Here is a 281-nt window from a genome sequence, read left to right on the forward strand (position 1 = left end):
CCTCCTATGCATAACTCTCCAGGCACTCCAACAGGAACCAACTTAGAACTTGAGTCCATAACAAATAACTTCATATTACTTAACGGCTTCCCTATTGGAACTCTGGACTGCCCTTGCCAATCTGAAGTAGAATAACTACTGCAATAAATAGTAGCCTCGGTTGGACCATAAATGTTTTCTAAAACAATACCAGTATTAAGAGCATTAAAATCATCGATCAAACTACCAGGAAGAGCCTCTCCAGCCAGAAAAATGTATTTTAAACTCGATAGCTTATCAAC

General features: G+C 38.8%; 1 protein-coding gene. It reads right to left on the reverse strand.

The window, feature by feature from the left end:
* A partial coding sequence (locus tag JJQ60_RS22445; RefSeq protein ID WP_201924779.1) for an AMP-binding protein occupies positions 1–281 on the reverse strand: 281 nt, incomplete at both ends.

It is taken from the genome of Aquimarina mytili, from assembly GCF_016735115.1.
Classification (GTDB): Bacteria; Bacteroidota; Bacteroidia; order Flavobacteriales; family Flavobacteriaceae; genus Aquimarina; species Aquimarina mytili.